The sequence below is a fragment of the Dactylosporangium sp. CS-033363 genome, from assembly GCF_050942475.1.
Classification (GTDB): domain Bacteria; phylum Actinomycetota; class Actinomycetes; order Mycobacteriales; family Micromonosporaceae; genus Dactylosporangium.
The window spans coordinates 5,879,096-5,904,053 of the sequence record NZ_CP192032.1; the positions used below are offsets into that span (position 1 = coordinate 5,879,096).

At 71.8% G+C, this 24,958-nt stretch carries 27 protein-coding genes; 7 read left to right on the plus strand and 20 right to left on the minus strand.

Translation table 11 applies throughout. The annotated features are described in order from the left end of the window. Position 1 precedes the first annotated feature (1 nt). The 3 genes from ACQPZ4_RS27110 to ACQPZ4_RS27120 are packed head-to-tail and all read right to left on the minus strand — an operon-like array spanning position 2 to position 3,053. Positions 2–838, minus strand: a complete 837-nt coding sequence (locus ACQPZ4_RS27110) for a carbohydrate ABC transporter permease (protein WP_433040933.1) — start codon at positions 836–838, stop codon at positions 2–4. Beyond that, positions 835–1,755: a carbohydrate ABC transporter permease gene (locus ACQPZ4_RS27115; protein ID WP_433040935.1), complete on the minus strand. Its 921-nt coding sequence runs from the start codon at positions 1,753–1,755 to the stop codon at positions 835–837. The genes ACQPZ4_RS27110 and ACQPZ4_RS27115 overlap by 4 nt, the downstream gene beginning before the upstream one ends. After that, positions 1,752–3,053 (minus strand): ABC transporter substrate-binding protein, encoded by a 1,302-nt coding sequence (locus tag ACQPZ4_RS27120; protein ID WP_433040938.1) that lies wholly within the window; start codon positions 3,051–3,053, stop codon positions 1,752–1,754. Before ACQPZ4_RS27120 ends, ACQPZ4_RS27115 begins: the two co-directional genes overlap by 4 nt. A 263-nt stretch (positions 3,054–3,316) precedes the next feature. Here ACQPZ4_RS27120 and ACQPZ4_RS27125 point away from each other — a divergent pair, with 263 nt between their 5' ends. Together ACQPZ4_RS27125 and ACQPZ4_RS27130 are read left to right on the plus strand one after the other, a co-directional pair. After that, positions 3,317–5,272 (plus strand): beta-galactosidase, encoded by a 1,956-nt coding sequence (locus ACQPZ4_RS27125; RefSeq protein ID WP_433040941.1) that lies wholly within the window; start codon positions 3,317–3,319, stop codon positions 5,270–5,272. 1 nt (position 5,273) lies between these two features. Beyond that, positions 5,274–5,855, plus strand: a complete 582-nt coding sequence (locus ACQPZ4_RS27130) for a DeoR family transcriptional regulator (protein ID WP_433040944.1) — start codon at positions 5,274–5,276, stop codon at positions 5,853–5,855. A 51-nt stretch (positions 5,856–5,906) separates the two neighbouring features. On the opposite strand, the gene ACQPZ4_RS27135 is transcribed toward ACQPZ4_RS27130, so the two are convergent. The 6 genes from ACQPZ4_RS27135 to ACQPZ4_RS27160 all read right to left on the minus strand — a co-directional run bounded on the left by ACQPZ4_RS27135 (position 5,907) and on the right by ACQPZ4_RS27160 (position 10,400). Beyond that, a complete protein-coding gene (locus ACQPZ4_RS27135; RefSeq protein WP_433040947.1) occupies positions 5,907–6,959 on the minus strand; it encodes an ATP-binding protein in 1,053 nt (350 codons plus the stop codon). Next, positions 6,956–7,318 (minus strand): STAS domain-containing protein, encoded by a 363-nt coding sequence (locus ACQPZ4_RS27140; protein WP_433040950.1) that lies wholly within the window; start codon positions 7,316–7,318, stop codon positions 6,956–6,958. The genes ACQPZ4_RS27135 and ACQPZ4_RS27140 overlap by 4 nt, the downstream gene beginning before the upstream one ends. Positions 7,319–7,454: 136 nt before the next feature. Continuing rightward, a complete protein-coding gene (locus ACQPZ4_RS27145) occupies positions 7,455–8,453 on the minus strand; it encodes an MEDS domain-containing protein (RefSeq protein WP_433040953.1) in 999 nt (332 codons plus the stop codon). Continuing rightward, entirely contained in the window at positions 8,450–8,821 is a 372-nt protein-coding gene (locus ACQPZ4_RS27150) for a hypothetical protein (protein WP_433040956.1), read from the minus strand. The genes ACQPZ4_RS27145 and ACQPZ4_RS27150 overlap by 4 nt, the downstream gene beginning before the upstream one ends. A 172-nt stretch (positions 8,822–8,993) precedes the next feature. Continuing rightward, positions 8,994–9,794 carry an SDR family NAD(P)-dependent oxidoreductase gene (locus tag ACQPZ4_RS27155; protein WP_433040959.1) on the minus strand — a complete coding sequence of 267 codons (801 nt, stop codon included), beginning with the start codon at positions 9,792–9,794 and terminating at the stop codon, positions 8,994–8,996. A gap of 51 nt (positions 9,795–9,845) precedes the next feature. Further along, positions 9,846–10,400: a nucleotidyltransferase family protein gene (locus tag ACQPZ4_RS27160; RefSeq protein ID WP_433040962.1), complete on the minus strand. Its 555-nt coding sequence runs from the start codon at positions 10,398–10,400 to the stop codon at positions 9,846–9,848. An 81-nt stretch (positions 10,401–10,481) separates the two neighbouring features. On the opposite strand from ACQPZ4_RS27160, the gene ACQPZ4_RS27165 reads away from it, so the two are divergent. The 3 genes from ACQPZ4_RS27165 to ACQPZ4_RS27175 are packed head-to-tail and all read left to right on the plus strand — an operon-like array spanning position 10,482 to position 12,106. Further along, entirely contained in the window at positions 10,482–10,889 is a 408-nt protein-coding gene (locus ACQPZ4_RS27165; RefSeq protein WP_433040965.1) for a MarR family winged helix-turn-helix transcriptional regulator, read from the plus strand. Between the two features lie 54 nt (positions 10,890–10,943). Further along, positions 10,944–11,828 (plus strand): NmrA/HSCARG family protein, encoded by an 885-nt coding sequence (locus ACQPZ4_RS27170; RefSeq protein ID WP_433040968.1) that lies wholly within the window; start codon positions 10,944–10,946, stop codon positions 11,826–11,828. Positions 11,829–11,860: 32 nt separating this feature from the next. Then, entirely contained in the window at positions 11,861–12,106 is a 246-nt protein-coding gene (locus ACQPZ4_RS27175; RefSeq protein ID WP_433040971.1) for a hypothetical protein, read from the plus strand. 68 nt (positions 12,107–12,174) lie between these two features. Here the strand turns inward: ACQPZ4_RS27175 and ACQPZ4_RS27180 are convergent, their stop codons facing one another. Continuing rightward, positions 12,175–12,699, minus strand: a complete 525-nt coding sequence (locus tag ACQPZ4_RS27180) for a carboxymuconolactone decarboxylase family protein (RefSeq protein ID WP_433040974.1) — start codon at positions 12,697–12,699, stop codon at positions 12,175–12,177. 159 nt (positions 12,700–12,858) lie between these two features. On the opposite strand from ACQPZ4_RS27180, the gene ACQPZ4_RS27185 reads away from it, so the two are divergent. Beyond that, positions 12,859–13,308: a group II truncated hemoglobin gene (locus ACQPZ4_RS27185; RefSeq protein ID WP_433040977.1), complete on the plus strand. Its 450-nt coding sequence runs from the start codon at positions 12,859–12,861 to the stop codon at positions 13,306–13,308. A gap of 193 nt (positions 13,309–13,501) precedes the next feature. Here ACQPZ4_RS27185 and ACQPZ4_RS27190 read toward each other — a convergent pair whose 3' ends face one another. Then, positions 13,502–14,107 carry a response regulator gene (locus ACQPZ4_RS27190; protein WP_433040980.1) on the minus strand — a complete coding sequence of 202 codons (606 nt, stop codon included), beginning with the start codon at positions 14,105–14,107 and terminating at the stop codon, positions 13,502–13,504. Further along, positions 14,104–15,216 carry a sensor histidine kinase gene (locus tag ACQPZ4_RS27195; protein ID WP_433040983.1) on the minus strand — a complete coding sequence of 371 codons (1,113 nt, stop codon included), beginning with the start codon at positions 15,214–15,216 and terminating at the stop codon, positions 14,104–14,106. Before ACQPZ4_RS27195 ends, ACQPZ4_RS27190 begins: the two co-directional genes overlap by 4 nt. 88 nt (positions 15,217–15,304) lie before the next feature. On the opposite strand from ACQPZ4_RS27195, the gene ACQPZ4_RS27200 reads away from it, so the two are divergent. Beyond that, complete coding sequence (locus ACQPZ4_RS27200; protein ID WP_433040986.1) at positions 15,305–16,105, plus strand: hypothetical protein; 801 nt, start codon at positions 15,305–15,307, stop codon at positions 16,103–16,105. An 11-nt stretch (positions 16,106–16,116) separates the two neighbouring features. Here the strand turns inward: ACQPZ4_RS27200 and ACQPZ4_RS27205 are convergent, their stop codons facing one another. The 8 genes from ACQPZ4_RS27205 to ACQPZ4_RS27240 all read right to left on the minus strand — a co-directional run bounded on the left by ACQPZ4_RS27205 (position 16,117) and on the right by ACQPZ4_RS27240 (position 24,776). After that, entirely contained in the window at positions 16,117–17,316 is a 1,200-nt protein-coding gene (locus ACQPZ4_RS27205) for an MFS transporter (protein WP_433040989.1), read from the minus strand. A gap of 44 nt (positions 17,317–17,360) precedes the next feature. Beyond that, positions 17,361–17,762: an SRPBCC family protein gene (locus ACQPZ4_RS27210; RefSeq protein WP_433040992.1), complete on the minus strand. Its 402-nt coding sequence runs from the start codon at positions 17,760–17,762 to the stop codon at positions 17,361–17,363. Beyond that, a complete protein-coding gene (locus ACQPZ4_RS27215) occupies positions 17,759–18,100 on the minus strand; it encodes an ArsR/SmtB family transcription factor (protein WP_433040995.1) in 342 nt (113 codons plus the stop codon). The genes ACQPZ4_RS27210 and ACQPZ4_RS27215 overlap by 4 nt, the downstream gene beginning before the upstream one ends. An 11-nt stretch (positions 18,101–18,111) precedes the next feature. After that, positions 18,112–18,549, minus strand: a complete 438-nt coding sequence (locus tag ACQPZ4_RS27220; protein ID WP_433040998.1) for an SRPBCC family protein — start codon at positions 18,547–18,549, stop codon at positions 18,112–18,114. Between the two features lie 86 nt (positions 18,550–18,635). Beyond that, entirely contained in the window at positions 18,636–20,060 is a 1,425-nt protein-coding gene (locus ACQPZ4_RS27225) for a non-reducing end alpha-L-arabinofuranosidase family hydrolase (protein WP_433041001.1), read from the minus strand. Between the two features lie 118 nt (positions 20,061–20,178). After that, positions 20,179–21,213: a LacI family DNA-binding transcriptional regulator gene (locus ACQPZ4_RS27230; RefSeq protein WP_433041004.1), complete on the minus strand. Its 1,035-nt coding sequence runs from the start codon at positions 21,211–21,213 to the stop codon at positions 20,179–20,181. A gap of 90 nt (positions 21,214–21,303) precedes the next feature. Then, the gene (locus ACQPZ4_RS27235) at positions 21,304–22,776 is read right to left on the minus strand and encodes a non-reducing end alpha-L-arabinofuranosidase family hydrolase (RefSeq protein ID WP_433041007.1); all 1,473 of its coding nucleotides are present in this window, start codon (positions 22,774–22,776) and stop codon (positions 21,304–21,306) included. A gap of 8 nt (positions 22,777–22,784) precedes the next feature. Next, complete coding sequence (locus ACQPZ4_RS27240) at positions 22,785–24,776, minus strand: RICIN domain-containing protein (protein WP_433066671.1); 1,992 nt, start codon at positions 24,774–24,776, stop codon at positions 22,785–22,787. Positions 24,777–24,958 lie beyond the last annotated feature (182 nt).

The window sequence follows — 24,958 nt, forward strand, 5'->3', positions numbered from 1 at the left end:
ATCATCCCTTGACGGCGCCCGAGAGCCAATCGACGCGCCAGTACCGCTGCAGGGTCAGGAACAGCACCACCAGCGGGAGGATCGACAGCAGGGCCCCGGTGATCACCAGCGTGTAGAGCACGGGAGTCGTGTTGCCCTGGTTGAGCATGGTGTACAGCCCGACGGTCACCGGGAACCGGTCGTCGGAGGTGAGCATGATGAACGGCAGCAGGAAGTTGTTCCAGATCGCCACGAACTGGAACAGGAACACGGTGACCAGGCCGGGCACCATCGCCGGGGTGGCGATGCTGCCGATGATGCGCAGCTCCCCCGCTCCGTCGGTGCGGGCCGCCTCGATGAGCGAGTCGGGGATCGCGGCGGCGGCGTAGATGCGGGCCAGGTAGATGCCGTAGGGGCTGAGGATGCTCGGCAGCAGCACCGACCAGTACGTGTCGGTGAGGTGGAACTTCGCCAGCAGCAGGTACTGCGGGATGGCCAGCACGACGGCGGGCACCAGGACCCCGGACAGCAGGATGTTGAACACCGCCGTGCGCCCCGGGAAGCGATACTTGGCCAGGGTGTACCCGGTGATCCCGGAGACGGCCGTGGACAGCACCGCCCCGACCCCGGCATAGAGCGCCGTGTTGAGGATCCACTGCCAATACATGCCGCTCTGGTACCGCGTGAGCTCCGCGATGTTGTCCGCCAGCGCGCTGCCGGGGGCGAGCGTGAAGCTCGTGAACAGCTGCCCGTTGGTCTTCGACGCGGCGGTGACCACCCAGACGATCGGCAGCAGGCAGTACGCCGCCCCGAGCAGCAGGATGAGCGTCGGCAGGGTGGCCGGGCGGCGGGCGTTCACCGCTGCTCCTGTCCGAAGGCCCGGCGCTGGACGAGCTGCAGGAAGCCGAACGAGAAGACCAGGGTGACGACGGCCAGCACGACGGAGGCCGCGGCGGCCGAATGGATGTCGTCCCGGGCGAAGGCGTCCTGGTAGATCTTCATCAGCGGGGTCCAGCCCGACTGCAGGGCGTTGGTCAGCGGCCGCAGCGTGGTCGGCTCGCTGAAGACCTGCAGGGTGGCGATGAGCGAGAACACGAACGTCATGATCAGCGCCGGGGTGAGCATCGGAATCTTGATGCGCCAGGCGATCTGCCACTCGGTCGCGCCGTCCATGCGGGCCGACTCGTACAGCTCGCCGGGCACGGTCCGCAGCGCGGTGTACAGCACGATCATGTTGAACCCGGTCCCGCCCCAGACCGCGATGTTGGCCACCGAGAAGTAGATGCTGGTCGGGTTGAGCAGGTCCAGCGGCGGCTGCCCGAACTCCTTGAGCAGGTACTGGCCCGGCCCGACCGACGGCAGGTACATGAACCCCCACATGAGGCTGGCGATGACCGCCGGGACCGCGTAGGGCATGAAGATCGCGACGCGGGAGAAGGACCGGGCGCGGGCCCGCGGGAGGTCGAGCAGGAGGGCGAAGAGCAGCGCGAGGCCGAGCATGGTCGGCACGAGCACCGCACCGTACAACAGAACCCTGAGGCAGCTCTGCCAGAACTCGCCGTCGCCGAGCACGGCGCGGTAGTTGGCCAGGCCCACGAAGGACTCCGAGCGGGCCCGGGAGCCCAGGCCGAGCCCGGTGACCTTGACCCGGCGCAGCGAGAGGTACACGGTGTAGCCGATCGGCGCGACCATGAACAGCACGAACAGGCCGATCGCCGGGGTGAGGAAGGCGTACGGCACCCGGGCGGGCGCCGTACGCGCGGAGCGGCGTGTCATCCGGAGACCTTGAACCCGTTCTTCTTCAGGTCGTCGACCGTGGCCTGCTGCATCTGGGTGACCGCGGCCGGGAACGGGGTCTTGGCCGTGATGGCCTTGGCGAAGGCGTCCTTGTACGTGGCGTAGGTGACGTTCACGTTCGGGCCCCAGGTGACCCCGGCGGCGGTGCCGGCGTACTGCTTGGCCAGGGTGTAGAAGTCCGGCTGGTTGCTGAAGAACGCGGGCGGCTTGGCCAGTTCGCCGCCGGTCTGGGCGGCGGTCGCGGCCGGGTAGATGCCGCCCTCCTTGATCAGGCCGGCGACGGCCGCGGGGTCGGTGTTGAGCCAGGTGGCGAACTTGACGGCCTGCGCGATGTGCTTGGACTTGGCCGCCACGGCCGTGGAGGAGCCGCCCCAGCTGCCGGTCTTGTGCTCGCCGGCGGTCCACTGCGGCAGCTCGGCGATCTTCCACTTGCCGGCCGTGTCGGGGGCGTTGCCGGACAGCACGCCCGGGCCCCACACGGCGCTGGGCCAGGCGATGAGGGTGCCGTCGTTGAGGGCCTTGTTCCACTCCGGGGTGTACATCGGCTTGTTGTCGACGTCGCCGGCGGCGACCAGCCCGCCCCAGAAGTCGGCGAGTTTCGTGGTCGCGGCGTCGTTGACCTTGACCGACCAGGTGTCGCCGCTGACGCCGAACCACTGGGCGCCGGCCTGCTGGGCCAGGCCCGCGAACCAGCCGGGGTCGGCGGCGGAGAACGTCGTGAGGTACCGCTTCGGGTCCTTCTGGCGGACCTGCTTGGCCGTCTGCGCGAACTCGTCCCAGGTGGCCGGCACCTTGAGGCCGAGCTGGTCGAACACGTCGGCGCGGTAGTAGAGCATCATCGGGCCGGAGTCCTGCGGTACGGCGTAGACGGCGTCGGTGCCGAGGGTGATCGTGCTCCACACGCCCGGGGCGAACTTGGCCTTGGCGTCGGCGGTGTACTTGCTGATGTCAGCCGCGGCGTCGTTGCTGACCAGCGTGGGCAGGGCCTGGTACTCGGCCTGGAAGAGGTCCGGCGGGTTGCCGGCCTTGTTGGCGGTGAGGATCTTCGTGACGGCCTCGTCGCCCTGGGCCTGCTTGCTGACGCTGACCTGGATGTCGGGGTTGGCGGCGTTCCACTGGGCCACGACCTTGTCGATGCCGGGCACCCACGACCAGAAGGTCAGCTCGACCTTGCCGCTGGTGGTGTCGCCACCGTCGTCCCCGGAACTGCAGGCGGCGGTGATGAGCAGCGCGCCCGCGGCGGCCGCCGCGAGCAGGACTCGGATTCGCGATGTCATCTTGTCTCCAACGTGCGTTGAGTCGCCGGGACGATCGCCGAAGGTGGCCTCGGCAGCGTCGGCGGGCACGGCCCACTCGCTCGAGCACCTTCATGAGGTTCGGCATCGGCTCGGCGATCGGGGGGTGAACGACCGGGAGCGTTCACAGTTTTGGACCTCGATGGGGCACTGTCAAGACGTTGCTCGATGGTCAACTGATCCGGAATTATCTGCGATATGCTGCCGGTACAGAACTGGGAGCGTTCACAGCCGGGAGCCGGAACATGGATCAGCCGCACCAGCCGCCGCGCTTCCCGCGCGGCCTCGACGCCATCGCCTACGGCGGCGACTACGCCCCGGAGCAGTGGCCCGAGGACGTGTGGGCCGACGACGTCCGGCTGATGCGGGCGGCCGGCGTGAACCTGGTCAGCGTCGGCATCTTCAGCTGGGCGATGCTGGAGCCGGTCGAAGGGCAGTACACCTTCGAATGGCTGGACCGGAACCTGGAGTTGTTGCACCGCAACGGGATCCGCGTGGACCTCGCCACGCCGACCGCGGCGCCGCCGCCGTGGCTGAGCCACCGGTATCCCGAGACCCGGCTCGTCGACCGGCACGGCCACGTCCTCGGGCAGGGCGCCCGGCAGAGCTTCTGCCCCAGCGCGCCGCAGTACGCGCGGGCCGCGGCCGGCATCACCGAGCAGCTCGGCCGGCGCTACGGCGACCACCCCGCCGTCGCGCTCTGGCACGTGCACAACGAATATGCGGGGCTCAACGCCCACTGCTACTGCCAGACCTGCGCCGAGGCGTTCCGGGCGTGGCTGCGGGCCCGGCACGGCGACCTGGCCACGCTGAACGCGGCGTGGGGCACGACGTTCTGGAGCCAGCGGTACGGCGACTGGGCCGAGATCGAGCCGCCGCACGCCGCACCGGCCCCGGTGAACCCGGCCCAGCAGCTGGACTTCCTGCGGTTCTGCTCCGACAACCACCTGGAGAACTACCGGCGGGAGCGCGACATCCTGCGCGGGCTGTCCCCCGACGTCCCGATCACCACCAACTTCATGATCGCCAACTGCAAGGCGGTCGACTACTGGAAGTGGGCCGGCGAGGTCGACGTCGTGGCCAACGACCACTACCTGCAGGCCGAGCGCGACGACCCGCACGTCGAGCTGGCCATGTGCGCGGACCTGACCCGAAGCCTCGCCGGCGGCGCCCCGTGGCTGCTCATGGAGCACTCCACGAGCGCGGTGAACTGGCAGCCCCGCAACATCGCCAAGCGCCGCGGCGAGCTGGCCCGCAACAGCCTCGCCCACGTCGCCCGCGGCGCCGACGGGGTCATGTTCTTCCAGTGGCGGGCCTCGCGCTACGGCGCCGAGAAGTTCCACTCGGCGATGCTGCCGCACGGCGGGACCGGCACCCGGATCTGGCGCGAGGTCGCCGAACTCGGGCAGCGCCTGGCCGGCCTCGACCGGCTGCGCGGCACCCGCGTCAAGGCGGACGCGGCGATCGTGTGGGACTGGGAGTCCTGGTGGGCCCTGGAACTGGAGTGGCGCCCGTCGGTCGACCTGACGTACCGCGAACGGGTCGAGGCCTACTACACCGCGCTGTGGAAGGCCCACCTGACCGTCGACTTCGTCCACCCCGAGGCCGACCTGAGCCGGTACCCGCTCGTGGTGGCGCCGTCGCTGTACCTCACCACGGCCGCCGGGGCCAAGAACCTCGACGCGTACGTCACCGGCGGCGGCACCCTGCTCGTGTCGTACTTCTCCGGCGTCGTCGACGCCAACGACACCGTGCACCCGGGCGCCCATCCGGGCGCGCTGCGCGACCTGCTCGGCGTGACCGTCGAGGAGTACCTGCCGCTGCGCCGCGATCAGCGGGTGACCCTCTCCGACGGCACGGTCGCCGACGTCTGGGCCGAGGACCTCGCCGCCGACGCCGCGGAAGTCGTGCTCACCTACGCCGACGGCCCGGCCGCCGGGCAGCCGGCGACGACCCGCAAGGCGCACGGGCGCGGCACGGCCTGGTACGTCTCGACCCGCCCGGACCCGGCCGGCCTGCGGCGCCTGCTGGCCCCGGTGCTGGCCGAGGCCGGCCTGGCGGGGTCGCCGGACCTGCCGGACACGGTCGAGGTCGTGCGCCGCCCGCCCTACACCATCGCGATCAACCACGGCGACCGCGCCGCCGAGGTCGGCGGGGTCACCGTCGAGGCCGGCACGGTCGAGGTCATCGAGGAGGCATGAGGTGCTCATCGAGGCGCGCCGCGCCGGAATCGTCACCACCACCCGCGAACTCGGCGGGGCGGGCCTGCGGGAACTGAGCCGGCGCTTCGCCGTGTCGATCCCGACCATCCGCCGCGACCTGGAGATCCTCGCCGACCGCGGCCTGCTGCGCCGGGTCCACGGCGGCGCGATGCCGGTCACGCCCGACCGGCCGGCGGTGCCCGCGCCCCGACCGGCCCCGGACGACCTGCGCGAGGCCGTGCAGCTCGTCCAGCCGGGCATGGTGGTCGGCATCTCGGGCGGCCCGAAGGCCGTGCGGCTGGCCGAACTGCTCGACGACGTGCCCGGCCTGACCGTGGTCACGCCGATGCCGGTCGTCGCCGCCGCCGTGCACAACCCGCATACCCTCGTGATCCTGATCGGCGGCGTGCGCACACCGGGCGGCAGCCACGCCGGGCCGCCCGCCGAACGGGCCCTGCAGGCGCTGAACCTCGACCTCGCCGTCGTGCAGGTGCTCAGCCACCCGGCCCACGACACCCTCGCCGCCGCCACCGACCGCGCCCTGCTCGCCCGCGCCGCCCGGCGGGTCCTGCTGCAGCCCTGACCGGGCACGTCACGCCCCGGCACCGGCTGGACGCGGTGACGCGCCGGGCTCTCACGCCGGCGGCGGTGGGGCCGGCGGCCGGGCCAGGCGGGAGGCGCGCTCGGCGGGCAGTGGCACCGGCGGCCGGGTCCTCGTGCGGTGCGCGGCGAGGGCGGCCCGGGTGTGTGCGGTCTCGGCGCGGGCCATCGCGCCGCTGATCTGGCGGTCGCGGTCCGAGGCGATCCCGGTCGCGGCGCGGACGGTGAAGGTGCCGTCCTCGCGCCACATGTCGATGTCGTCGCAGGCCTGCCGGGCGAGCCACAGCCCCGCCCCGGCCCGGCCCGCTCCGGGCCGGGCCCGGTAGCCGGCCGCCGCGTCGGGCCGGCCCCGGCCGTGGTCGGTGACGCGGGCCTCGACCGTCTCGGCGCCGACCCACATGGTGAGCTCGACCGTCGGGGCGCCGTGCAGGTAGGCGTTGGTGAGGATCTCGTTGAGCGCGGCGACGAAGTCGGTGCGCACCAGCGTCGGCACGCCGGCCAGGTGCGCGGTCGCCAGTTCGCGCAGGCCGCGCAGGTCGGCGATGGTACTGGACCCGGCGTGCAGCACCGGCAGGTCCGCCGGTAGCGGGACGGGCATCCCCAGGTCGAGCTGGTCCAGTACGGTGCCCGGCTCGGCGTGCCCGGGGTTGGGACGGGCGCCGCCGGGGCCCAGCAGCAGGGGGTGGGTGGCAATGACGTGGCGCAGGAGCGGTTCGGGGGCCGTGGCCGGGTAGGCGCACACGACGTCGAACCGGTCGGCGGGGTCCAGGTTGGCCGCCGCCTCGCAGCGGGCGGCGCGGGCCCACGCCACCTCGGTCTCGCCGGGGTCGGGTTCGGCGATGACGGTCGCGCCGCCGCCGAACCGGGACGCGTGGCGGCGGTAGCCGGCCAGCGCGGCGGCCGGGCGGGAGTGGATGTCCGGCCGCGGCGTGCGCAGCACGACCCGGTCGGCGAGCAGCGCGCTGATCGCGGGCTCGTGCGCGCCGTCGCAGGCCAGCACGACCGGATCGGCGGACCAGCCGGTCCCGGCCAGGCGGGTGAGCAGGTCGCCGAGGTCGTCGTAGAGCAGGGCGGCGTGGCGGGTCACGACCGGCCCCCGGTCGCGACCGCATCGGTGATCAGGTGTACCGCCGCCGCCACGCCGAGGCGCTCCAGGGTCCGCACCATCTCGTGGCCCGGGGTGACCAGCAAGCGGCAGGACGCCTGCCGGGCCCGGCTGCGGCGGGCGGCGTCGAGCAGGACCCGGGCGCCGGCCACGGCGAGGAAGTCGCAGCCGCGCAGGTCGATGATCAGCACCTGGCCGGCGCTCAGGCCGGCGACGCTCCGGCGCAGGACGGCGGCGCAACCGGCCTCGGTGGCCGCGTCCAAGGGACCGAGCACCGCCAGGGTCATGGCCGGGCCCGCGGCAGCAGCCGCAGCGCCGTGCTCCCGCCGTAGCGTCGCCACCGGCCTCACCGCCCCTCACCGCCTCCATCGGTGTATGCACCGGCGGCGATCGGCCACGACGTCGAGCCGGCCGCCGGCATCCCATCGTCGCACGGCGCGACCGGCCCGGGCATCCAGCGGACGGGCCGGAAACCGGTCAGGCCTCGGGCCCGCGGTGGGTGAGCGCGTGCGGGAAGTACAGGCGGACCGCGGTGTTGCCGGGGGTCGTCCGGGTCAGGACGATGTCGGCGAACTGCCGGGCGATCCACAGGCCCAGGCCGGTCGGCGACTGTGCCGGCGGCCGGTAGCCGGCGTCGGGCGGGATGGCCCGGCCGCCGCTGTCGTCGACCTGGACCACCAGCATGCTGCCGTGCCGCCACCCGCGCAGCCGGACCGGCGCCGTGCCGTGCTGCAGCGCGTTGGTGAGCACCTCGTTGACGGCCGAGCTCACCTGCCGCACCGCGGGGGCGGCGAACCCGCGGGCGGCGGCCCACGCCGTGATCGCCTCGCGGCCGGTGGCGATGTCCGGCAGTACCGACAGGGCCAGATCGGTCTCGGCGACGTCCGGCGGGGCGGGCATCGCGACCTCGGCCCGCCCGGCCAGGTAGGCGCTGGCCGGGACGAACGTCGTGCTCAGCCGCTTGCCCCGGTCGGTCAGCTCGTGGTCGTGGATGCTGCGCACGTTCTCGATGACCAGGGTCGGGTGCCGCCGGCTGTCCCACAGGCACGTCACCGGGCATCCATAGCTGGCGTAGGCGTCATTGCACACCGACTCGTACGACAGGTACGCCGCGACCCGGTCGACCGGCGCGTCCAGGTCGGTGGGGATGTCCGGCTCGGCGATCACGTGCACGCTGCGGCCCAGCGCGTGCTGCTGCTCCAGGAACCGGCGGAACGACTCGTAGGCGAACCCGAGGCGCTGGTAGAACGCGTCGGACTCACCCCACGTCAGCGCCTCGGCGTCGGCGTCGGGGCCGAGCAGCGCCCGCAGCCTGCGCCGCGTGTCGGGGCTGACCACGATCAGCGTCGGCTCACCGGTGCTGACATGGCGCCGCAACACCGGCAGCAGCGAGCGGTCCAGCGCATCATCGGAATCCACGATCAGCGCGGTGTGCTCGAAGCGGCCCCGCGTCGGCCGACCGATCGGCGCGTTCATGGTTTCGCTCCCCGACCCTCGACCTCGTCCGGATCGGCGCGCGGGTACCGGTCGAGCACCAGACCGGGCAGGTCCGTCGCCCCACAGACCTCGGCGATCTCCCACACCGCGACCGAACAGCTCACCTGCACGATCGCGTCCGCCGCGGCCGCGGCGGCGGCCACCGCCTCCAGGACGTGCATGCCGGCCGCGCTGAAGAAGGTCACGCCGCCCAGATCGATCACGGTGACCACGCCCGCGACCGCCGCGCACAACCGCCCGGCCACGGCCCCGGCGTTGACCTGGTCGACGACGCCCACGACCGCGATCCGGTCGTCGGTCCAGACCAGCTCGCACCCGTCGAGCCGCTCCGAGCGCCTCACCGGCACGACAACCACCGACCAGCAACGGCGTCCGCGGTACGGGTCATGCCCTCAGTCTGCCACTCCCGTCACATTCCGCAATGGCCCCCGCGGAGCGGGTCACCGCCTCTTCGTCACCCCCGCCGGCGCCCCGGCAATCCTGAGCACGGCGGCGCGCCCGGCCATCCAGCGGCGGACCTCAGCCGGTCACGTCGACGTCGTAGTGGCTGGCCAGGTCGGCGACGACGAGCGCCCGCCCGGTCAGTGACATCAGCCCCGGGTCGGCGGCGAGGGCGGCGACCACCCGCCCGACCCCCTCGGCGCTCTGCGCGCCGGTCAGGTCCAGGTGCTCGGCGAACTGCATCACGCCCTCGGTGCGCACCAGCCCCGGATACAGCGCCACCGACGCCACCCGGTCAGCGGCGAGCTGCCCCGCCATCGCCTCGGCGAGCCGGTCGTCGGCCGCCTTCGCCACGCTGTACGCCACCCCGTACGACGGCTCGTGCCGCGCCCCGGCCTCCATCGACACGGTGACGATCGCGGCCGGCGAGGAGCGGCGCAGCAGCGGGGCGCAGATCGCGCTCGTGACATAGTGGGTCCGCACCCCACTGGCGAACATCGCGTCCCACAACCCGAGCGGCTGCTGCCAGAACGGGGCGTTCCACTCGGCCCACTCCCCCGCGTTGAGCCGTTCATAGCCGGCCCAGGCGTTGTTCACCAGCAGGTGCAGCGCGCCGTGCTCGGTTTCGATTCGCTGTTGTACCGCCTGAATCTGCGCCTCGTCGCGATGGTCGCACACCACGCCGATCCCCCGGCCGCCCGCCTCGCTGACCGCCGCCGCCGCGTCCTCGACGGTGCCCGGCAGGTGCGACGTCGGCCCGGACGCCCCGCCGGAGCGGGCGGTGATCCAGACCGTCCAGCCGGCTCGCCCCAGCGCCACCGCGATGCCCCGCCCGATGCCCCGGCTCGCGCCCGTCACCCATGCGACCCGCTCCGCCATACGCGCGACACTACTGCCGTACGCCTGGGTTCCCTTCGCTCGGCGTGCGTGCTAGATCTCCAGCCGCAGTCCGGCCCATCGGTCGAGCCATCCCTTGACCTCCAGGCGGCGCCGTACCGTCGCGCGGCCCGCCGCGTTGTCGAACGCCGGAGAAGGGCGGACAACCATGCCCACCAGGTCGGCCGGCCCATGACAGCACACCAGGCGAACAGCGTCTCCCCGCAGCGTGACCGCGACACACGTTGCCGTTTCGGGCCAGCGCGAGATCGCGTCCAGGGCGGACGTGTAGGGCTCATCGCCATTGCGCAGATGCATCCGTGCCTGATTGCGAATCTCCCACGGCACCCCAGGCAGGGCCGCCATGGCCTGCGCTTCGGCGCGTGCGTCCTCGCGCGGGTCCAGCCTCTCCGGATCGAAGTAGGCGACATCCACGTCGCGCTCCGGCGACGCCGGGAGGCCGCTGATCGAGTCCCAGACCCGGTTACGTACGAAGCCGGCACCGATCCACCAATCCGGCAACGCAAGATCGGCCGCAGCCCGCAGGACGTTCATCGCCGTCGGATCCGACTCGATCATGCCGACGACGTCCTGCGCGCTCAGAACCACCCAGCGACCCTATTCGCGAGCAGGTGCCCCGGTCCACGGCGGTAGACTCGGCGTTCGAAAACCGGACGAGGGCAGGCGGCCATGGACTACGGCGACAAGCTCTTCTGGCTCTCGGTCCTGATCCAGCGCAAGTACGCGCAGATCTGCGCCGAGCTCGACCTGACCCCCATGCAGGCCACGCTGCTGTGCGCGATCAAGGACGAGCCGGGGCGGATGACGCAGCTCGCCACCTCGCTGGGCATGACCAAGAACGCGCTGAGCCAGCTCGTGGACCGCACCGAGCGGCGCGACCTGGTCAGCCGGGTGAGCTCGGACGAGGACCGGCGGGTCATCATGCTCGGCGTCACGCCCGCGGGGAAGGTGCTCGCCGAGGCGGTGTTCGCCGAGACCGCCAAGCGCCTGCCCGACATCGCGGCCGGCCTAGACCCCGAGGACCAGCGCGCCCTGGAACGGTTGGCCACTGCCGTCGTGAACGCATCCTTGCTTTGATTCATGGCGTGAACTAATCTAGTTCACGCCATGAACCAACGAAGGGTGGGTACCGTGACAACGCAGGACAGCGGCACGATCGTGGTCTTCGGCGCGACGGGACAGCAGGGCGGGGCGGTCATCGACGGGCTGCTGGCCCGGGGAGCGCGGGTGCGGGCCCTCGTCCGCACCCCCGAGTCCGACCGGGCGCAGGCACTGGCCGCCCGAGGCGTCGAGCTGGCGACCTTCCGCATCGACGACCCGGCCGCACAGATTGCCGCGCTGGAGGGGGCCGGCGCGTTCTCCTTCATGACCCCGGACAGCAGCAGCCCCGAGGAGATCGAGGACGAGGTCCGGCTGGGCGCCGCCCTCGTCGACGCGGCCGTCGCAGCACGCGTACCGCACGTCGTGTTCAACTCGGTCAGCGGCGCGGAGCACGACTCGGGCGTCGCCCACTTCGCGTCGAAGGGCCGCGTCGAGCAGTACCTGCAACAGTCCGGGCTGCGCGCCACGGTGGTCCGCCCGACCGCCTTCATGGAGAGCTTCGCGCACGTACCGCTGACCGTGGAGCACGGCGAGCTCGTACTCAAGATGCCACTGCCGGACGGCGTCGGCCTCAAGCTGGTCGCGCTCAAGGACATCGGCCACGTCGCCGCCGCGATCCTGTGCGGTACCGCGGATGCGCCCGGCGGAGCCCTCGAGATCGTGGCCGACCAGCTGACGGGCAGCCAGATCGCCGCCGCGTTCGGCGCACATGCCGGCCTGCCGGCGCGCTATGAGGCCCTGCCGCTGAGCGCCGTCACCGACACCGAGGACCGCGCGATGTTCCGCTGGTTCGCGCAGGCGGCGGCGTACCCGTCCGACCTCGCCGCGGTGAAGGCGATCGAGCCGGCGGTCTGGGACCTGCCCGAGTGGATCCGCTCCTCCGGCTGGACCGCCCCCGCCGACACCGGTGCGTAGCCTTGCCCGGTGGGACCTTCGGTGGAGATCGCGTGGTCGCGGCCGTTGCACAGAATCCGGGAACGGTCGCGGCCTCCGACACCCTCATCGTAGCCGAGCGGCGCGGCGACGGCCCCGCCTACTGGATCGTGATGAGCCTGCTCCCGGCAGCCGGCCGGACTGCGCAGGACGTGACCGCGGCCTACGAGTCGGCCACCTCGCCCGGCGAGCGGCCGGTGTGCGTCCGGCTGGCCCGCGGCGAATGGGAACTCGACCCCTCGGTACTCCCGGCCGACTGAACCTCGGGTTCAAGGGCACACGCTCATGCCACGGCGGTCGTCAAGCGGCCTGGCGCAGCCGCCGGCCCTCAGCCAACCGCGATGTCGGCGAAGCGGGGAGCACCGGGCTCAAGATCGACCCGAGCGGCACGGGCGGTGAAGCAGATCGCGTGGTACCACCCACACAGCAGCAGCACGTCGAGCAACTGCCGCTCGTCGAACACCTCCCGCGCGGATCGCCACAGTTCGTCGGCGATGTCGGACGAGTCGTGCAGGGCGTCCACCAGCTGGATGAGCGTGGCTTCGCGCGCAGCCGTCCAGCAGGGATCGTCAAAGCGTCCGCGGGTGAGCGAGGCGATCTCGGCTGCCGTGAGTGCGGCGCGGTCGGCGAAGACCATCACGTGGACGCCCCACTCGTACTCGCAGCCGCAGCGCGCGCAGGTACGCAGGATGACGATCTCCCGCTCGCGAAGGGTCAGGGTCAGGTCGCGGCCGAGTTCGTACCTGCCCCAGTGGCTCATCGCGGCGGTCATCGGCAGGTTCCTGGCGAACGTCCGGAACAGGCCGATCGGCGGCGCACCGGCCGGCATCATCGCGGCGAGCTGCGCCGCCACGTCCGGCGTGAACGGCGGTTCGAGCGCTGGGATACGAGCCATGACCCCTCCAGGCGATTCGGATTCAGAAGCACCGTACCGCTTCGCTTTCCGAAGCACCAGAGCCCGCTGCGCCGGCAGGACGGTGCGCCGTCGCCCCCGCTGCGGCAAGCTGTTCCGATGCAGAGTGTGTACGAGGCGGCGGGTGGCGAGGCGGGTCTGCTGCGACTCGCCCACGCCTGGCACGAGCGGGTCATGGCCGACGAGATCGTCAGTCACGCGTTCAGTCACGGGTACCATCCGCAGCACACCGAACGGCTGGCCGCGTACTGGGCCGAGGCGCTCGGCGGCCCGGCCGTCTACTCGCAGCGCTACGGCGACGAGACGTCGGTGGTGCGCATGCACAGCGGCAACGGCCTGCACGAGGAGATGGACCGCAGGGCGATCGCGTGCTTCGATGACGCCCTGGACGCGGCCGGGCTGACCGCCGAGCCGCTGCGCCAGGTGCTGCACGACTACTTCGCCCACAGCACGACGACCACCATGGCCCAGCATCACGAGTCCGCCGACACCGTCCCCGACGGCCTGAGCATTCCACGCTGGTCCTGGAACGGTCCGCAGCCATCATGATCTAGCCAGGCGCGTGCCTGGTCGACCCGGGCCGGACGCACACCAACTTGGTCAAGCATCGCCGTCAGGACCGCCTTCGTCTCGCTGACCGGCACCCAGATCGCCACCGCGGTCAGCTCGGTCGAGCGTCGAGATCACGTTTGCGCTCGTGTCGCCGTTGGGGCGCGACGCGCTGGTGGCCGGCCCTCGCGGATCAGAGCCAGCCGTGTTCGCGGGCCTTGAGGGCGGCCTGTTCGCGGCTCGCGACGCCCAGCTTGGACATGATCGCGGTGAGGTGGTTGCGGATCGCGCCGGGCGACAAATGCAGCCGCCGGGCCACCACCGTCACCGGAATGTCCGGTTCGCTGTGTCGTAGGACGTCGAGTTCGCGCGGGCTGAGCGGGCACTCGGGCAGGCTCAGCGCGTCCGCCGCCAGGCCGGGGTCGACGTAGCGGCCGCCGGCGTGCACCCGACGGATCACGTCGGCCAGCGCACCGCCGGGCGAGCCCTTCGGCAGGAAGCCCTTGGCGCCGGCGGCGAGCGCCCGGGGCAGCTGCGCCGGGCGGCCCTGGCCGGTCAGGATCACCACCGCGCACGACGGCACCGTACGCTGCAGCTCGGCCGCCACCTCGATGCCGTCCAACGCCGGCATTCGCAGGTCGACGACGGCCACGTCGGGACGATGGGCACGGGCGGCCTCGACCGCGGCACGGCCGTCGGCGGCCTGGGCCACCACGTCGAGGTCCGGCTCCAGCCCGAGCAGGGCGGCCACCGCCACGCGGATCAGTTCCTCGTCGTCGGCGAGCAGGACCCGGATCACGATGACGAGGGTACGACGGCCTCGACCGTGAACTCGCCGTCCCCGGCCCGGGTGCGCAGCACGCCGTCGGACTCGGCCAGCCGGTCCGCCAGGCCACGCAGGCCGTCGCTGTGCGCGTCGGGCGCGGCTCCGGCCGGTACCCCATCGTTGGTGATGGTCAGGCGCACCTCGCCCGCGGTGTTTTCGATGGTGAGCGTGCACCAGCGGGCCCGGCTGTGCCGCAGGACGTTGGTGGTCGCCTCGCGGACCACCGCGGCCAGCACCGTTTGCGCGGGCAGGTCGCCGTCGGGCACCGTCACCGTGCAGCGCACGCCGGAGGAGTCCAGCACCCGCTCGATCGCCGCGAGCTGCTCGCGCAGCCCTGCCTGCCGGTACCCGTACACCGCCTCCCGCAACTCGACGAGCGTCGCCGCGGCCAACCGGCGCACCTCGGCCGCCTCCCGGCCGGCCCGCGCACTGTCCACCGCGGCCAGTCGCTCCGCCAGCTCGGCCTTCAACGCGATGATCGACAGGTTGTGCCCGAGCAGGTCGTGCACGTCCCGGGCGAAGCGCAACCGCTCCTCCGCGGTGATCAGCCGCGCCTGCGCCGCACGGCCCTGCTCGGCCTGCAGCAGGACGTCCCACAGCCACACGTGCAGCACGTTGATCGCGGCCAAGCCGGCGCCGAACCCGGCCGTGATGATCAATGTGTCGCCCAGTGTGCCCGGCGTGACGAGCAGCGCCAGCGCGACCGTGACCGCGCTCAGCCCGGCGGCGATGACCGGCCGGGTGAGCACCGCCACCAATCCCACGATGCACGCGGCCAGCCACGACCAGGTCGGCCAGCCACCGCCGGCCGGGCCCACCAGCGGCAGCGACGCGACGGCGGCCCCGGCCAGTGCCATCCGCGCCCACCGCCGGGTACGCGCGCCGATCCAGGGCGTCACGAGTGTGTACAGCACGGCGACCTGGGCCGCTGAGAACAGCACGATGCCGAGCGCGCCGACCGCCTGCCGGGCCGGGTCCGGCTCACGCCACAACCCGACCGCCGGCAGGAACAACGCCGCCGACGCGTTGGTGATGAGCACGACGAACGTGACGACCCTGACCCGGTCCAGGCGCTGCTGCATGAGGCCGACTGTAGGCCCGCGTCCGTCACGCCCGGACCGTGAAAATGTCACGGGTCGCCGGCGTTCCGACGACCGCACGCTCGGCGGCATGACAACACTCGCTGCACCCCGGACCTCCCGGCGGACCTTCGTCCGCCACGTCGTCGAAATGGTGCTCGCCATGGCGGTCGGCATGGTGGTACTCGACCCGCTGTGGCCGCTGCCACCCGCGATCGCCGACCGGACCGACGTCAGCGCCCTGGTGACGGTCACCGACATGGCGGTCGCGATGGCGGTGTGGATGTGGCACCGCGGGCACGGCCGCGCGGCGGTGGCCGAGATGACCGCCGCGTCGTACGTGCCGTTCCTGCTGCTCCTGATGCCCTGGTGGGCCGGCCTGGTCACCGACCGGACCGTGCTGATCGGCGGGCACCTGCTGATGCTGCCCGCTATGCTCCTGGCCATGCTCCGCCGCGCCGGGGAGTACGGAGCGCCGCGGCCGGTGCACGTCGAGCGGCACGGCCTGCTGGCCCGCTGGCCGAGCGTGCTGGGACTGCTCGCCACCGCCGACAACCTGGTCGACCCACGGCCCATCCCGTTGCCGGCGATGATGATCCTGCCGCTGGGGTACCTGGCGATCGGCACGGCACGGCGCACCCTGCGACCGCGGCCGGTCCTGCTCGCCCAGCTCGGCGCGCTGGCCGGCTACCTGGTCCTGCTTGTCGCGGCGGTCGCCGCCGGGCCCGGATGGGGTCAGATCCTGGTCGGGGCCGGCTGGATCTTCCACGCCGGCTGGGACGCCTGGCATCACCGGCGCGACCTGGTCGTACCGCGGCCGTTCGCGGAGTGGTGCGCGGTCGTCGACCTCATCATCGGGATCTCCGTCATCACGGTCGCCATCTCCCGGTGACGACCGACCGCTCAATGGTCGGAGTGGTGGAGCTCGATGCGCCGGAACATCGGCAGCGCTGCCACGACGAGCATGGTCAGGGCGGCGATGGTACCGCCGGTCAGTGCGACCGGCGCCGCGCCGATCACGGCAGCCAGTACCGGTGCGGCGGTCTGACCCAGCGGAAAGGACACGAACGACCAGAATTCGTCGTGGGCGCCCACGCGGGACAGCAGCCGTTCGGGAATGTGGGTGAGGTTCACGGTCTCCCACGTGACGGTGAAGAGCTCGGTCGCCACGCCCGCCAGGAACGACGCCGCGGCGAGCCAGAGCAGGCCCGCTCCGGCGCCGAGCAGGATGAGCGGGAGGGCGCCCAGTGCCATCGTCGCCAGGGCGAGCGGCATCGGGCGGCGCAGCAGCGAGACCCTGACCAGTACCAGGCTGGCCAGCAGCGCCCCGACCCCGAGGGCGCTCAGCACCAGCCCCCAGCCCGCCGGGCCGATCGTGTGGAAGGCGATGACCGGCCCGAGTACCGCCCAGACGCCCCGGTTGGTGGCGTTGAAGACGGCGAAGGCCAGGGTCACCGACCAGAACCACGGGTGGGACGAGAAGTACGTCCAGCCCTCCCGCAGGTCGCCGACCATGGTCCGGCCGCCGGCGCGATGCGGTGGGTCGGGGATCGCGATGCGGGCGAAGCACGCGGCGGCCAGCAGGAACGAGGCGGCGTCGGCGGCGATCGCCCAGCCGCCGCCGACGGACGCGGTCAGCAGGCCGGCGGCCGTCGGGCCGAGGATGCGGGCAAGGTTGTTCGCCGACGCGAGGAGGGAGCTGGCCCGCTGCAGCCCGCGCCCCGACGCCAGGTTGGACAGGATGCCGCGCAGGACGGGCGTGGTGAGGCCCTGGAAGACCCCGTTGCCGACCGCGAAGGGCAGCAGCAGTACCGGATGCTGGTGCGTGATCAGCAGGAGCGCGACGCCGGCCTGGGTGAGGCCGGCGCCCAGACTCGTCAGGGACAGCACGGTGGAGCGGCGGTAGCGGTCGGCGATGCCGCCGCCGACGAGCATGGTGGCGACGGTGGCGACCATCGCGGTACCGGTGACCGCGGCCACCCAGAAGGCGCTGCCGGTGAGGGCGAGCACCCCGAACGCGAGCGCGACCGGGGACATGGCGCTGCCGGCAAGGGAGATCGAGCGCCCGGCGAAGTACCAGCGGAACGACGCGGCGATGGGCACGGGTTGCCAGCCTGCCAACACCGGGCCGGCGCATCAACCGGGTTTCAGGCTCGCACGGCCGAGACGGTCTGCAGGCGACCGAGCTGGTCGTGCCAGCCGGTGCGGTGTCCGTCGAGGTGCGACGCCGACAGGCCGTGGTGGGTGAGCACCACGACCGTGGCCGGGCCGTCGGCGGTGAGGACCACCTCGACCGTCGAGGCGCCGGGCGGCAGGTCGCCGCTGCCGGGGATGCCCCAGCTGAACACGACGCGGTGCGGCGGGTCGATGACGCGGTACTCGCCGCTGGCCGCGACGGTGCCGAAGTCGAGGAAGAACCGGCCGCCCGGGTGCGGGTCGAGGTCGGCCCGCTCGCCGATCCACGCCACGATGAGCGCCGGGTCGGTGAAGTACGGGAAGACCACGTGCGGCGGCGCCTCGATGCGGACGGTCGCGACGATGTCGGTCATGGCTGCCTCGGCCGGGGGTGGGCGGTCTCGACGGCCTGTTTGAGCCGGCCCAGCGCGTCCGGCCAGAACTCGCTCAGCATGCGGCGGACCGGCTCGAGGGCCTCGGCGCGCATCGTGTACAGGCGGCGGACCCCCTCCCGGCGCTCGTTGAGCAGCCCGGCCTGCTTGAGGACGCCGATGTGCTGGCTGACCGCCTGTTGCGTCAACGGGAACGCGGCCGCGATCTGGCCGGCGGCGAGCTCGCTGTGCTGGACCAGCCGCAGGATCTGCCGGCGGTGCGGGTCGGCGAGCGCTCGCAGTACCAGATCGGGCGTTGTCTCCGTTCTGTGATCGGCCACGGTTCAGGGTCTCAGACCCGGAACGGGCTGCCGGAGCCGGTCTCGGCGAGGGTCCGGATGCTGGCCATGAACTGGTTCCACGCCGCGACGCAGGCATCCCAGCAGGCCAGGTCCGGGGTGAGGCCGGCGTGCCGGAAGTGCAGCCGGCTTCCCGTTTCAGTGCCCTGGATGTCGTACTGCATGTGCGTCCCGAGCCACTCCGCGGTGTGCCCGGTCGGCGTGGTCCCGTCCGGCGCGATGGACTCCCAGACCACCCGGTGCGGGCCGGATTCGAGCACCCGCACGGCGTTGGCGCCGTACGGGCCGAAGCTGGTGACGAGGACCCCACCGGCCGCGCCGTCGCCCTCGGTCGGGCCCCACCAGCGGCTGACCCCGTCCGCGGAGGTGAACAGGGCCGCCACCGCGGCGGGCTCCATCGGCAGGTCCATCTCGTACGTGAAGTCGTGCATCTCAATCCCCCTTCACAAGCGGCTGCTTGTACAAGCAGTCGCTTGTGAAGCTAGCGAGCGCCGCCGCCCGCGTCAAGGAGCCGGGCTCAGCGCTGCAGCGTCAGCAGGCCCGGTCGCCACGGCAGCAGGTTGTAGTCGCCGCCGGCGCTGGGGTTCTTGCCCTGGTACAGCAGCTGCAGGTGGCACGGGTCGACGGTCTTGGTCTGGTCGGGGTTGGTGCGGACCAGGTCACCGTGGCTGATGTCGTTGGTCCAGCTCGCGCCGCTGTTGGCCTTGCCCGCGAACGGGTTGCTCTCGCCGGCCGCGTTCGGGGTCCACGAGCCGCTCAGGCTGGACGCCGTGAACGAGCGGAAGTAGCGGCCGTTCGCGCCGATCGCCTCGACCAGCATCAGGTACTGGTTCTGGTTCTGGACCTTGTAGACCTCGACCGCTTCGAACAGGTTGTACTGCGAGTCGCTCATGATCGTGGTGTAGCTGGAGCCGAAGTTGCCGGGGAAGTTCCCGATCGGCATCGAAGCCCGGTAGATGTTGCCGTTGTCACCGGCGAAGAACAGGTACATGTTCTGGCCGTCGCCGATGAGCGTCTGGTCGATCACGCCGGTGCCGGAGCCGGAGATGCTGCCGGTGAACAGGGCCTGCGGCGAGGACCAGCCGTTGGGGTTGGCCGGGTCGCTGGACGTCTTGTAGTTGAAGGCGTTGGGACCCCACTGGTAGGCCAGCACCCAGATGTTCTTCGGCGCGAAGTAGAACAGCGTCGGCGCCACCGTGCCCGAGCTCATCCCGATCTGCGTCGCCGAACCCATGTCGGACCAGTTCGTGAAGGTACTGAAGGCCATCGAGCCGTACTGGCCGCTGCTGTTGACGTTCGACCCGTACACCAGATGCTTGCCGTTGTGGACGACGTTGGTGAAGTCCTTCAACGACACCCACCCGTTGGCCGGGCTCGCGAGGGCACCCGTCGACGACCAGCGGTAGGAGGACGGCAGGGCGCAGGTCGGCGTGGCACTGCCCGACGGGCTCGGCGACGGCGAGCGGCTGGACGACGGCGAGCGGCTGGGCGACGGCGAGCCGGGCGGGCCGCTCGGCGACGGTCCGTTGCAGGCGGTGCCGTTCAGCGTGAAGTCCGCCGGTACGGGGTTGGAGCCGGCCCAGGAGCCGTTGAAGCCGAAGGCGGCGGTGCCGCCGGTGGGGATGGCGCCGTTGTAGCTCACATTGGTGACGGTGACCTGCGCGCCGGACTGCGCGACCGTGCCGTTCCACAGCTGGGTGACCGTCTGGCCGGCGCCGAACGTCCACGTGAGGCGCCAGCCGCTGACGGCGTCACCGAAGTTGGTGATGGTGACGTTGGTATTGAAGCCGCCGGGCCAGGAGCTCGCGACGGCGTAGTCCACGCGGCATCCGGCGGCGGCCTGGGCCGGGCCGGCGGTCAGCACCGCAGCGGCCCAGGCCACGGTGACGGCGGCGGCACAGCCGGCGGCCACTGCCCGCGAGCGGGCGCGAGGAAGCCTCATCAGATCCTCCGGATTTCGGCGCAGAGAATGACTTTCGCGAATGTTAGCGCTCACGCGAGCGTCGTCAATGCGGACGAGCGGCCGAAGGGTCAGTGACCGCCGCGAATGGCTGTAACTTTCAGCGCGCGGGCGGGGCGGTGCTGCCCCGCACCACCAGCGCGGCGCCGAGCTCGACCCGGCTCTGCGCGGGCCGCTCCCCGGCGGCCAGGGCCAGCACGAGCCGGGCGGCCGCGGCCCCCATCTCCGCGAACGGCTGGTGCACGGTGGTCAGCGGCGGCCCGGCCCACGCGCACTGCTCGATGTCGTCGAAGCCGACCACGCTGAGCTCGTCGGGGATGCGCAGCCCGCACAGCCGCGCCGCCTCGTACACGCCGAGGGCCTGCAGGTCGTCGCCGCACACCACGGCGGTCGGCGGCTCGGGCCGCCGGAGCAGGTCCAGGCCGAGGTCGCGGCCGTCCTCGAAGGTGAAGACGCCGCTGCGGCGCAGCCGCTCGTCGAAGGGCACGTCGGCGGCGTCGAGGCCGGCCCGGAAGCCGTCGAGGCGGGCCCGCGCGGACAGGTCCTTCACCGGCCCGGTGATCACGCCGATGCGGCGGTGGCCCAGGCCGAGGAGGTGCCGGGTGGCCGCGAGGGCGCCGCTCCAGTTGTTCGACCCGACGGACGGCACCGGGTACACGTCGCCGATCGGGTCGAGGGTCACCACCGGGATGTCGTTGGCGTCGAGCAGGTCCAGGTGCTCGGCGGTGAACCCGGCGAAGCCGGCCACGACCCCGACCGGGCGGCGCACCAGCAGCGGCTCGATCCACGACTGCCCGGCCGCGGCGCGGCGGCGGATGTCGGTGAGGCTCACGGTCAGGTCCCGGGTGGCGGCCACGTCCTCGATGCCGCGCACCACCTCCAGGGCGATGTAGCTGAGCATCCCGGACAGCAGCACCTCGACGCCCGTCGTGCCGGGCGGGCCGGCCGGGCGGCGGTAGCCGTGCTCGCGCAGCAGCGACTCCACGCGGCGGCGGGTGTCGTCGCCGACCCCGGCCCGGCCGTTGAGCACCTTGGAGACGGTGGGCTGCGAGACGCCCGCGAGCTGCGCGATCTCGGCCACCGACAGCTCACCGCGCCAGCGCACCCGCGCGGCCGACGGACGCTGCTCGATCACACCGGGCAGTGTACGGGAGCGTATTCGAGAAAAGCGTTATGACCGGCCGGCCGCCGGGGTCGCCCCGGTCGACCGGCCGGACGCTCCGGTTCAGCGCTGCAGCGTCAGCACACCCGGACGGTACGGCAGCAGCCCGTAGTCGCCGCCGGAGCTCGGGGAGCGGCCCTGGTACAGCAGCTGCAGGTTGCACGGGTCGATCGTCTTGGTCTGGTCCGGGTTGCTGCGGACCAGGTCGCCGTGGCTGATGTCGTTGGTCCAGCTCGCGCCGCTGTTGGCCTTGCCGGCGAACGGGTTGGACTCCGACGCGGCCTGCGGGGTCCACGACCCGCTCAGGCTCGACGACGTGAACGAGCGGAAGTAGCGGCCGTTCGCGCCGATCGCCTCGACCAGCATCAGGTACTGGTTCTGGTTCTGGACCTTGTAGACCTCGACGCCCTCGAACAGGTTGTTGGTCGAGTCGCTCATGATCTGGGTGTAGGACGAGCCGAAGTTGCCGGGGAAGTTCCCGATCGGCATCGACGCACGGTAGATCTTGCCGTTGTCGCCGGCGAAGAACAGGTACATGGTGCTGCCGTCACCGATGATCGTCTGGTCGATCGGGCCGGTGCCGGAGCCGGAGATGGTGCCGGTGAACAGGGTCTGCGCCGAGGACCAGCCGTTGGCGTTGGTCGGGTCGATCGACGTGCGGTAGTTGAACGACGCGCCGCCCCACTGGTAGGTCAGCACCCACATGTTCTTCGGCGCGAAGTAGAACAGCGTCGGCGCCACGGCCCCGAAGTTCATGCCGTTCTGGCTCGCCGAGCCCATGTCCGACCAGTTCGTGAACAGGCCGAAGTTCATCGAGCCCCACGTCGAGCCGGTGTCGTGGGTGGTGGCGTAGACCAGGTGCCTGCCGTTGTACACCACGTTGGTGAAGTCCTTCAGCGACACCCAGCCGGACTTCGGGGTGGCCAGGGCGCCGGTCGACGACCAGCGGTAGGAGGACGGCAGCGTGCAGCTCCCGCCGGTGTTGCCCGGCGTGGTCGGGGTGGTGCCGCCCACGCGCACGAGCTGCCACTGCTGGTTGGTGCCGTTCCAGTCGCTGTACTGCACGACCGCTCCCCCGTCGGCGGTGGAGGCGCCCTGGACCTCGACCGCCTTGCCCGAGTTGCGGTTGATCAGCCGCACGTAGCCGCTGTCGGAGTCGGCCAGGCGGAACTGCTGGTTGGTGCCGTTGCCGTCGGTCCACTGCACGAGCTTGGCGGAGTCGGCGGTGGAGCGGTTGTACACGTCCAGGACCTTGCCCGAGTGCCGGGCCTTGAGCCGGTACCAGCCGCTGCCGGAGTCCACGAACTGCCACTGCTGGTTCTGCCCGCCCGACTGGGCGTACTGCTGGATGCAGGCACCGTCCGCAGTGGACACCCCGCACACGTCGAGGGCCTTGCCGGAGTTGCGGTTGACGAGGGTGTACCACGCCGAGGTGTCGACGGTCGCCGCCGAGGCGGAGGTCGCGTTCAGGGCGACCACCACCCCGGCCGCCACGACGGTCGCCGCCAGCGCGGCGCCGAGCGCTTTGCGTTGCACGGAGTCTCCTAAACGGTCTGGGTGAACGAACGGACGGTGACGGCGCCGCCGAGTGCCCTCGTGGCGTAGTTGAAGACGGCGTAGCGGTAGCCCATGAAGAACTGCCAGGCGTTGTTGAGCGTGAAGGCGGAGCCCAGCGCGGTGAAGGTCGTGCCGTCGGTGCTGTAGGAGAACCGGGCCTGCCGGCCGGAGCCGGGCCGGATGTCGGCGGTGGCGCGCAGCCAGATCCGGCCCCCGGAGACGCCGGCCGACGCCGCCACGGACCCGGTGCCGGTGGTGTTCCAGCTGCCGTCCATGCTCAGGCCGTTGACCATCGTCACGCGGGTGGCGCCGTTGTCGCGCTGCACGCCGATCCAGGCCGACGAGTCGCGCAGCATGGCCAGGCCGGTGCGGTCCCCGTCGGTCATCGCCGAGTAGTCCAGCTCCACGGTCGCCGTCGAGGACGGGCCCTGGATGCGCTGGGTCAGCGTGTTGCGGGCGTTGTACAGGTCGCCGGTCACCGTCGCGGTCTGCAGCCGCAGCCCGCTGCCCGCCGACCATTTCGTGTTGTCCGGGTTGTGGTTCCACTCCCACTGCGGGCCGAGCGCGCCGCCGGTGAAGGTGTCGGTGCCGATCATCGGCCTGACGGTCTTCGTGGTGGCGATGTTCGGCCGCGGGTAGTTGACGCCCCAGGCGCCGTTGACGGTCTGCAGCACCGGCCAGTCGCCGCTCCAGCTGATCGGGGCGAGCGTCGGCACCCGGCCGCCCGGGTAGGCGTCGGTGAAGGCCATGTAGTACCAGTCGCCGTTCTGGGTCGCCACCAGCCCGCCCTGGTGCGGCACGCCGCCGCCGGAGATCGGGCCGGGCGTGTTGAGCAGGACCTGGCGCTGCTCGTACGGCCCCCACGGGCTCGTCGAGCGCAGCACGTACTGGCCGTTGGCCGGGCGGGTCAGCCAGATGTAGTAGTAGCTGCCGCGCTTGTACATCCGCGAGCCCTCGAGCGTGCCGACGCTCGAGGGGGTCTGGTACACCGTCTGCGAGCGCACCTCGGAGGTCAGGTCCGAGGACAGCTGGGCCACGCTGATCGTGGTGTTGCCGTAGGCGACGTACGGGGTGTCGTTGTCGAAGAGCAGCCCGGCGTCGTAGTAGCACTTGTTGATCCGGGCCTTCTTCGACCAGCCGCCGTCGACCGCGGTGGAGCTGTACACGTAGGTGCGGTTGAACTCCGTGCAGCCCAGCCAGTAGAACGTGGCGTTGCTGGGCCGGTAGTTCAGCGCCGAGGCCCAGATGCCCTTGACGTAGGCCCGGCCGCCGCTGAGGTTGTAGGCGTTGGAGTCGAAGTCCAGGTTCGGCACCGAGTGCCCGGCGTACTCCCAGTTGACCAGGTCGTAGGAGCGCAGGATCGGCGCGCCCGGCGAGTAGTGCATCGTCGAGGCGGAGTAGTAGTACGCGTCGCCGACCCGGATGATGTCGCCGTCGGCGAAGTCCTGCCACACCACCGGGTTGGTGAACTGCCCGGTGCTGCCGCCACCGTCGGTGCGCACGAGCTGCCACTGCTGGTTGGTGCCGCCCCAGTCGGTGTACTGCACGATGTTGCCGCCGTCGGCCGTGGCGGCGTTCTGGACCTCGACCGCCTTGCCCGAGTTGCGGTTGAGCAGCCGCACGTAGCCGCTGTCGGCGTCGGCCAGGCGGAACTGCTGGTTGGTGCCGTTGCCGTCGGCCCACTGCACGATGCTCGCGCCGTCGGCGGTCGAGAGGTTGTAGACGTCGAGGACCTTGCCCGACGAGCGGGACTTCAGCCGGTACCAGCCGCCGCCGGAGTCGACGAACTGCCACTGCTGGTTCGCGCCGTTGTTGCGGGTCCACTGGGTGATGCGGGCGCCGTCGTCGGTCGCCGAGCCGTAGACGTCGATCGCCTTGCCGCTGTTGCGGTTGACGAGGACGTACCACGCGCTGGTGTCGACCGTGGCGGCGGCGGCCGGGGCGATGTGCAGCGCGACGGCGGCGACGGCGGCGAGCATCAGCACGGCGGCGAACGCGGTTGCGTGGCGGTGAGGGCGGAAGGGCATGAGCCACCTCACGGGCTTGTGAGCGTTAACAGAATCGTCGAGGTCGATGAGATTGCCAGAGGACGGCCGGGCATTCAACCCGAAAGAAGTGGTTATGCGGGCCGCGCCGGAATGGTCGCCCTGCGCATCGACGG